This is a genomic window from Paraburkholderia dilworthii (genome assembly GCF_000472525.1).
Classification (GTDB): Bacteria; Pseudomonadota; Gammaproteobacteria; order Burkholderiales; family Burkholderiaceae; genus Paraburkholderia; species Paraburkholderia dilworthii.
Genome location: NZ_AWZT01000062.1, coordinates 19,978 through 28,252, shown reverse-complemented (window position 1 = coordinate 28,252; position 8,275 = coordinate 19,978). Strand labels below are relative to the sequence as shown.

The following is an 8,275-nucleotide window of genomic DNA, read 5'->3' as shown; positions in this document are numbered from 1 at the left end:
CCATGACCGCCATCGCCGTGGCCGCCGTCACCGTGACCGCCATCGCCATGACCGCCGTCACCGTGACCGCCGTCACCGTGACCACCATCGCCGTGACCGCCGTCACCGTGGCCGCCGTCACCGTGACCGCCGTCACCGTGACCACCATCGCCGTGACCGCCGTCCCCGTGGCCGCCGTCACCGTGACCGCCGTCACCGTGACCACCATCGCCGTGACCGCCGTCACCGTGGCCGCCATCGCCGTGACCGCCATCACCATGACCGCCGTGGCCGTGACCGCCATCACCATGATGACCGCCGTCCCCATCACCACCGGTGCCGCCGCCGTTGTTCCCGTCTCCTCCGGTGCCACCGCCACCACCACCACCACCACCACCACCCGCACCGCCGTCGCCAAGACCACCACCGCTTCCTGAACCCGTTCCTCCCTTTCCACTGCCGCCGCTGTCGCTTCCTGTGCTCCCGGCACCGAGTCCCGGCGAGCCCGAATTGCTCTGATTGCCGCCGGCGCCAGCTGTGCTTGCGCTGCTCCCGCGTCCACCGCCTGCGCCCGCCAGCCAGATCGGCGCAGTCCCGTTGTCGTCGCTTCGCGTATTTGCAGCCGACACGGACACCAACCCACCCGCGGCCGCCGCAGCAGCGATCTGCGTTCCGCCGGTTGTCGCGACACCGCTGATCTCCCGCTTGCAGCCAGGCGTGTCGAGGTTCGGACAATCGATCGGCAACGTTTGCGCCACCACCATCTTGCTCGAACCGGCCAACGGCGCCGCAGACGCCGCCGGATTAGTTTGTGCGCCCGCTATCGCCGCATACACACTTACTGCAACCGCTAATGCCGCGCGGCGCGTATGTAGCGCCAGCGCATCCCCGGTTTGCTTTTTCATTTCATTCTCCTAACTAAATGCATCGAATGACCGGCCGTGGAAACAGATGAAGTCATGTTCACCGTCAGATACACAAACGTCAGTGCCCAATCGTCACTGCTTCAGTCACGATGGATCCGCGTGACGTCCGCAATCTCTCTCGCCGGCGACCCCGGTCTGATTCGGCGTGATTGGAGAGAAACGACTGGCTCTGCGGGCATGAATTTGTAAACCGCACAGCTGGGCGTGATGGAGGTTCAAGTTATGCGCAGCGCCACTCAGTGACCGTGCGCTGCCCCACGCAATCCGATATCGCCTTCGATTTGCGCCTATTTGTAGCGCTGGGATGCTCGAAAATCGAGAATTACCGACTACTACAAAAAATCTGAACCCATGCGTGTTAGATATGCAGTCCAAACTATTATTTTTTTGCGGTGCCGTTGACCGACTTGATCAGATGAATGTGCCAGTTGATTTAAAGCGCTTCGCAAAGTGCGCGTCCGAACACAAGATCGAGATCGCACGAGCAAAAGTGAGTGCAATCACACAGACGGCACGCGCTGCGCCATTTACCCTGTGTTGTAGTCACATCTGTGCAACAGCAGCGCTTAGAAACGCCGAGCGATTAAAAGTTTTCCGAAACTGGCTGCGAATCGTGACTCGCGTCTCGCACTGCATTACAGTTGCGCTCGTGTGCAGGGGATCCACGTGATATTGCACTTAGCCAGCATCATTCGTGAGCCGTGCACGCTAGCGCTGTGAGCATCAGACGAATGCATTCGCGACGCAGACCGGTATGGCGCGTCGTCATGCATTGTTTTGGAGGCTTCAGCGCACCTTCCGCGATGTACCCCGACGGCCGGGCGGCTACTCGAAAACGAAGCCGGTCACTTGAACTAGTCGGGCGCCATGTGGATCGCGCGTAAGCTATCTATAGATACCGGTCACGCAGCAGAACCTGGCGAAAGGGTTCAACGGCGGGTGGATGGCAGTGAGATTTTCGGTATGAGTTACAAGCTGCAGATCGGCTCGACGTCGAGTCGTGTCGACCATCTATGACCGCTGCGTTGAAGTAGGAGAGAAGCGCAGACGAAGCTCGCAAGCTGCGAACAAGCAAAGAAGCAAAGAAGCAAACAACAGAAATAAAAAAGCCGCGAAGACAGAAAAACAACACACATCATCCGCAATCACGCATGCCGCGTCTCGCGGCATGCGTCCCAACGTTAGCGCGATAGCTGATCAGTTAAAACCATCTGGATTCGCGGACTGCCACCGCCAATGGTCCGCACACATTCTTTCGATGCCGAACTCCGCGCGCCAGCCGAGCATGTCCAATGCCGCGCGCGGATCGGCGAAGCACGACGCCACATCGCCCGGACGGCGCGCGACGATCTCATAAGGCACGGGCCGCCCCGACGCCTTCTCGAACGCCTTGACGACGTCGATCACGCTATAGCCGTGGCCGGTTCCGAGATTGACAACGAAGCTCGCATCCCGCTTGACGAGTGCGTCGAGCGCGGCGAGGTGCCCGCGCGCCAGATCGACCACGTGGATATAGTCGCGCACGCCGGTGCCGTCGGGCGTTTCATAATCGCCGCCGAACACGCGCAGTTTTTCGAGCTTGCCGACCGCGACCTGCGCGACATACGGCATCAGGTTATTTGGCACGCCCGCCGGATCTTCGCCGATCAAACCGCTCTCATGCGCGCCGACCGGATTGAAATAGCGCAGCGTGGCAATGCGCCACGTGGGATCGGCCACTTCCAGATCGCGCAGTACCTGCTCTGCGATCAGCTTCGACTGGCCATACGGATTCGTGGCCGACAGCGGGAACGATTCGTCGATGGGCGAGCTTTTCGGCACGCCGTACACCGTGGCCGACGAGCTGAACACGAACTGCTTCACGTTGCGATCGCGCATCACGTCGAGCAGCGCAAGCAGGCTGCCCACGTTGTTGCTGTAGTACTCGATAGGCTTCGCGACCGATTCGCCCACCGCCTTCAGCGCGGCAAAGTGGATTGCGCCAGTGATGGGGTGCGCGTCGAAAATGCGGTTGAGCGCGGCCGTATCGCGCGCGTCTGCTTCGTAGAACTCGACGGCGCGGCTGGTAATCTGCTCGACGCGCCGCAGCGACTCGCGGCTGCTGTTCACGAGATTGTCGATCACCACGACGTCGTAGCCCCCGTTCAGCAGTTCGACGCAGGTGTGCGAGCCGATGAAGCCCGCGCCGCCCGTTACCAGAATCGTGCCCTTCGTGGTCATGCTGTTGCTCCGTTAAAGTAAAACGCCTGTCATTTTTTGCACCAGGTCCTTATACGTTTCGACGACGACGCGTTCATCGAATTCCTGCACCACTTTCTGCCGGCCGCGGTCCGCCATCGCGCGGCGCTCGGCGCCGCTCATGTCGAGCATCTGCGCAAGCGCGGCCGCGAGAGCTTCCGCGTTGCGCGCTTCGCATAGCAATCCGTTCACGCCGTGCGCCACCACTTCGCGGCAGCCCGGCACGTCGGTCGCGACGATCGGCCGGCCCATCGCCGATGCTTCCATCAGCGTGCGCGGCACGCCTTCGCGATATGACGGCAAGACGACGCAATCGGCATCGGAGATAAAAGGCCGTACGTCATGCGCCTCGCCAAGATAGTCGATGATGCCTTCGCGTTCCCAGGCCGTCACTTCGTCGCGCGTGATAGCGCTCGGATTGTCGACGCCGACCGGACCGAGCAACTGAAAGCGCGACTGCGGATAGCGCTCACGCACACGCCGCGCGGCTTGGACATATTCGCCAACGCCCTTGTCCCACAGCAAACGGCCTATCAGCAGGAACTTGAATTCCGCTCGCTCGGGCAAGGGCGTAAAGCCGAACTGTTCGAGGTCGACGCCTTCGCCATGCAACAGCCGAGCGCGTTCAGGATGCACTAACAAATTCTGTTCGACAAACGCTCTCTGATCGTCGCTATTCAAAAACCAGATCTCGCGCGGAAAACGGAACGCGAAACGATACAGTTTTTTTGCCACCTGCGCGGCTCGGCTCTGCTGGATGAACACATAGCCGAGCCCCGTCGTCACGGCGACCGATTGCACGCCCGCCAGTTTCGCGGCAATCGAGCCGTAGATATTCGGTTTGATCGTGTAATGAAACACCACGTGCGGGCGGATCGCGCGATAGTTCCGGTACAGCGAGACCAGCGTGCGCAGATCGTCACGCGGATTCGTGCCTTTGGAGGCGACCGGCAACTCGATGCAGCGGCAACCCATTGCCGCGAGCAGCTCGAATGTGCGGTCGCGCGGCGCGAGCACCGTCACGTCGACGCCGCGTCCCACCAGCATGCGAATCAGCCCTTGCCGATACGTATAGATTGCCCATGCGGTGTTACACACGAGTGTAATGCGCAACGCGGGCGTCGACTTCAAGGGTGGCTTCATGCAGTAACGGGCTCGGCGGTGAATGAAAGGGCGAACGGGCGGTGACAAAACGGATCAAGCGGATCAAGCGGATCAATGACTCGGGCGCGGCGCAAGCAGACTGCGTTTGACCCGCTGCAATGCGCGATAAGGCGTAATCAGATGCAGCAGATTCTTGGCGAGGCCGAACCAGTCATAGGGATTTGCGGTGTTGAAGTAGCGCAGTTGCAGCCGCAGCGTCGACAGAACCTGGCGGCGGCGCTTCGTCGCGCTGATGCCGCCTTCGTTCAGCTCGTAGTAGAGGCCCAATTCGGGCAGATTCGCGCAGTCGTAATGCTCCATCAGACGCACGAACAGATCGAGGTCTTCGGCCGACGGATACGCCGCGCGGTAATTGCCGACAGCGCGCACGGCGTCGATACGCAGCATCATCGAAGGATGCGCGAGGCATGAGCGGAAGAAGCGCAGTCGGCGTATCGTCGCGGGTTCGGCGGGCGGCGTCAGCGTGAAAAGCGGCTCGCCCGCGCGCGTGACCACCTGGGTCCACATGCCGAGCCCGGCCACTTGCGGATGCGCTTCCATGAATGCGCGCTGCTTCGCAAGCCGTTGCGGCACGCTGCGGTCGCCCGCGTCGATACGAGCGGCATAGCGAAAGCCGCGCTGCGCGAGCGCGTCGATTCCGGTTTGCAATGCACGCTCGATGCCGCCGTTCCGCGGCATGCGCAATACTTCGATTCGCATGTTCGCAAGCGTTGGCGCGACGATAGGCGGCGTGCTGCCGTCATCGACGATGAGAACGTGCACCAGCGCACTTTCATCGAACGACGCGAGCGTAAGATCGACGTCGGCCTGGCCGTTGTAGGCGGGTATCAGTACCGCGACGTCTTCGAGGCAGTGTGGCGGCGTGTCGACGGCGGGAAGCGTCATGGGCGCAATTTGAAACGAATGTAATAAAGATTAACCGAGGCTGCGGCGAGATAGCCGCATGCGAGGCCGACGAGCGCACCGTAAGCGCCGAGCCGCGGAATCGCCAGTAGATTGACGACGAACGCAACCGCAAGCGCGAGCAGCCATTTGAACAGCAACACGAACTTCGCCTGATATTTCAGCACGACGAGATTGCCGATCGCCTCGATGCCGGCGGGCACGGACAGCCACACGGCCCAGCGGAAAATCTCAATCGCGCCTTCGAAGCCCGGCCCGAACACGCGGCGAATGATAAGGCCCGCGAGCAGATCGAGCACGATAGCGCCGGCGATCATCAACGCTGCGGTCATCGCGGTAAGGCGCCACACGTTACGGCGCAACTGCGCGGCCTGCTGCACGCGGTAGACGAACGCGGGCGCGATGGTCTGCGCGAGCATCAACGCGAGCGTGATCCAGTTTTCGTTCAACTGCTGCGCGGCGGAATAGCGCCCGAGATCGGCGAACGAAATGGCTCGCTCCAACATCAGCCGGTCCAGTTTCAGGAACAGATACATACAGATCAGGCCGAGCCAGAACACCGTGCCTGCGCTCGCTAAATGCCTGAAAAGCGAGCGGCCGAAATGCCAGCCCAGTGTGCCGCCGTGCCGACGAATGTAATAGACCAGCAGTACGCTGCCGATGGTCGCCGACTCCACCGCCCACAGCCAGCCGAAGCGCGCGGGTTCAGCGGTTGCGCGCACGAGCAGATAGACGAAGCCCGCCTTGATAACCGCGGTGCTCATGCTCGTGAGCAATTGCGGCTTGCTGTACGTCATGCTTTGCAGCCACGCATTGATCACGCCGACGAACGGTTCGCGAAACAGCATCGTGACGGCGAGGCCCGCGAGCATCGCGCCGACGAGCGGATCGAACAGATCGAGCGCAATGCCGAGCCACGTCAGCAGCAATGCCGCGACCGACACCGAAAAGCGCAGCGTGAATGCGCTGCCGAGCACGGTGCCGAGTTGCGCGGGCTGCCGCGCGACGATGGTCGGCACGAGGATCTCCGCACCGCATACCCAGGTAATGGGAGAGAGCACCAGCAGCAGCGTATTGGCGTATTGCCATTTGCCGAAGGTGTCGGGTCCGAAGTAACGCGCGAGCATGCCGCTGATCGCAATGGCTACGCCGATTTGCGTCAGGCGTTCGAGGCCGAGCCACACAATATTCGCGAAGGCACGCGTGACGTCCGGATTGGCAAAGCGTTTGAGCGTCAGCATCCGGTGAGCGCTCGCCAATTCCCTTGACGCGAGTCTGCCCACCCGGCCGGCCGTCGCGGCGGCAACTTTACAAATGGAGGGCGTCTAAGCATTAGAATGGCGCTACAAGGCTGGTCCGAAAGGCGCAATTATAAGTTGGAACCGGATCGCTTCCGGCAAGGGCGCAGCATCTTGCGCAATCGCTATGATTTACCGATTGCGCATGACTGTGCCGGTCAAAATTTTCCATTGCACGCAAGTGAGCCAACATGATCTCCAAATCTATTTTCAAGGCGTATGACATTCGCGGTGTCATCGGCAAGACGCTCGATGCCGATGCAGCGCGTTCGATTGGCCGCGCGTTCGGCAGCGAAGTGCGTGCGCAAGGCGGCGACGCCGTGGTGGTCGCGCGTGACGGCCGCCTGTCGGGCCCGGAATTAATCCAGGCATTGTCGGACGGCCTGCGTGCGGCCGGCGTCGACGTGGTCAATGTCGGCATGGTGCCCACGCCCGTCGGCTACTTCGCGGCGAGCGTACCGTTGCAGCTCGACGGCGGCGAACGGCGCGTCGATTCGTGCATCGTCGTGACGGGTAGTCACAATCCGCCGGATTACAACGGCTTCAAGATGGTGCTGCGCGGCTCCGCTATTTATGGCGAGCAGATCCTCGCGCTGCATCAGCGTATCGTCGACGAAAACTTCTCCGAAGGCAGCGGCACCTACGTCGAATACGACATTGAAGATGCATACCTTGAGCGCATCGCGAGCGACGTTAAGATCGCACGCCCCATCAAGATCGTCGTCGATACCGGCAACGGCGTCGCCGGCGGCCTCGCGCCGAAGCTCTTCAAGAAGCTCGGTTGCGAACTGGTCGAGCTGTTCACCGACATTGACGGCAACTTCCCGAACCATCACCCGGACCCGGCTCACCCGGAAAATCTCCAGGACGTGATCCGCGCGCTGAAGGAAACGGATGCGGAAATCGGCTTTGCATTCGACGGCGACGGCGACCGTCTGGGCGTCGTCACGAAAGACGGCCAGATCATTTATCCGGACCGCCAACTGATGCTGTTCGCCGAAGAAGTGCTCTCGCGCAACAAGGGCGCGCAGATCATTTACGACGTGAAGTGCACGCGCAACCTCGCAAAGTGGGTGAAGGACAAGGGCGGCGAGCCGCTCATGTGGAAGACCGGTCACTCGCTCGTAAAGGCGAAGCTGCGCGAAACCGGCGCGCCGCTCGCGGGCGAAATGAGCGGCCACGTGTTCTTCAAGGACCGCTGGTATGGTTTCGACGACGGCTTGTATACGGGAGCGCGTCTTCTGGAAATCCTCACGCGTGTGGAAGACCCGAGCAAGCTGCTGAACGCGCTGCCGAACTCCAACTCCACGCCCGAACTGCAACTAAAGCTCGAAGAAGGCGAGAACTTCGAACTGATCGCGCGTCTGCAGAAGAGCGCAAAATTCACCGGCGCCGACGACGTCGTGACAATCGACGGCCTGCGTGTCGAATATCCGGACGGCTTCGGCCTCGCGCGTTCGTCGAACACCACGCCGGTCGTGGTCATGCGTTTCGAAGCCGACAACGACGCGGCGCTCAAGCGCATTCAGGAAGACTTCCGCCGTGTGATTCTCGCCGAGAAGGCCGACGCGAAGCTGCCGTTCTAAACGCTTTAGCGGCGGCGCGGTTCGCTGGCTCGCAGCAAACCGCGGCCATCGTCCACAACGCGGCGCGGGTTTCACTTACCGCGCCGCGTTTTTTCATGCCAATCGGCAAGGTCGCGCTAGAATTGCCGTCCCGGTGACATGACGTCCACGTTTTGTCGTCTCCCGCTGGAAGTCTCGCGCG

The 8,275-nt window shown here is 61.4% G+C and carries 6 protein-coding genes; 2 read left to right on the top strand and 4 right to left on the bottom strand.

Annotated elements, in window-relative coordinates; genetic code table 11:
• Positions 1-416 (top strand): hypothetical protein (locus tag F759_RS43110; RefSeq protein WP_051377532.1); only part of this gene is annotated, 416 nt, incomplete at its 5' end.
• Positions 417-2,102: 1,686 nt separating this feature from the next.
• Here the strand turns inward: F759_RS43110 and galE are convergent.
• From galE to F759_RS0132050, 4 genes are all read right to left on the bottom strand, one after another.
• Positions 2,103-3,125, bottom strand: coding sequence for a UDP-glucose 4-epimerase GalE (gene galE / locus F759_RS0132065; protein WP_027803442.1), 1,023 nt, complete (start codon positions 3,123-3,125; stop codon positions 2,103-2,105).
• 12 nt (positions 3,126-3,137) lie between these two features.
• Positions 3,138-4,286, bottom strand: a complete 1,149-nt coding sequence (locus F759_RS0132060) for a glycosyltransferase family 4 protein (RefSeq protein WP_027803441.1) — start codon at positions 4,284-4,286, stop codon at positions 3,138-3,140.
• Positions 4,287-4,358: 72 nt separating this feature from the next.
• Positions 4,359-5,192: a glycosyltransferase gene (locus F759_RS0132055; RefSeq protein ID WP_027803440.1), complete on the bottom strand. Its 834-nt coding sequence runs from the start codon at positions 5,190-5,192 to the stop codon at positions 4,359-4,361.
• Positions 5,189-6,451, bottom strand: a complete 1,263-nt coding sequence (locus tag F759_RS0132050; protein WP_027803439.1) for an oligosaccharide flippase family protein — start codon at positions 6,449-6,451, stop codon at positions 5,189-5,191. The genes F759_RS0132055 and F759_RS0132050 overlap by 4 nt, the downstream gene beginning before the upstream one ends.
• Before the next feature lie 248 nt (positions 6,452-6,699).
• Here F759_RS0132050 and F759_RS0132045 point away from each other — a divergent pair, with 248 nt between their 5' ends.
• The gene (locus F759_RS0132045; RefSeq protein WP_027803438.1) at positions 6,700-8,094 is read left to right on the top strand and encodes a phosphomannomutase/phosphoglucomutase; all 1,395 of its coding nucleotides are present in this window, start codon (positions 6,700-6,702) and stop codon (positions 8,092-8,094) included.
• The last annotated feature ends 181 nt before the right edge of the window (positions 8,095-8,275 follow it).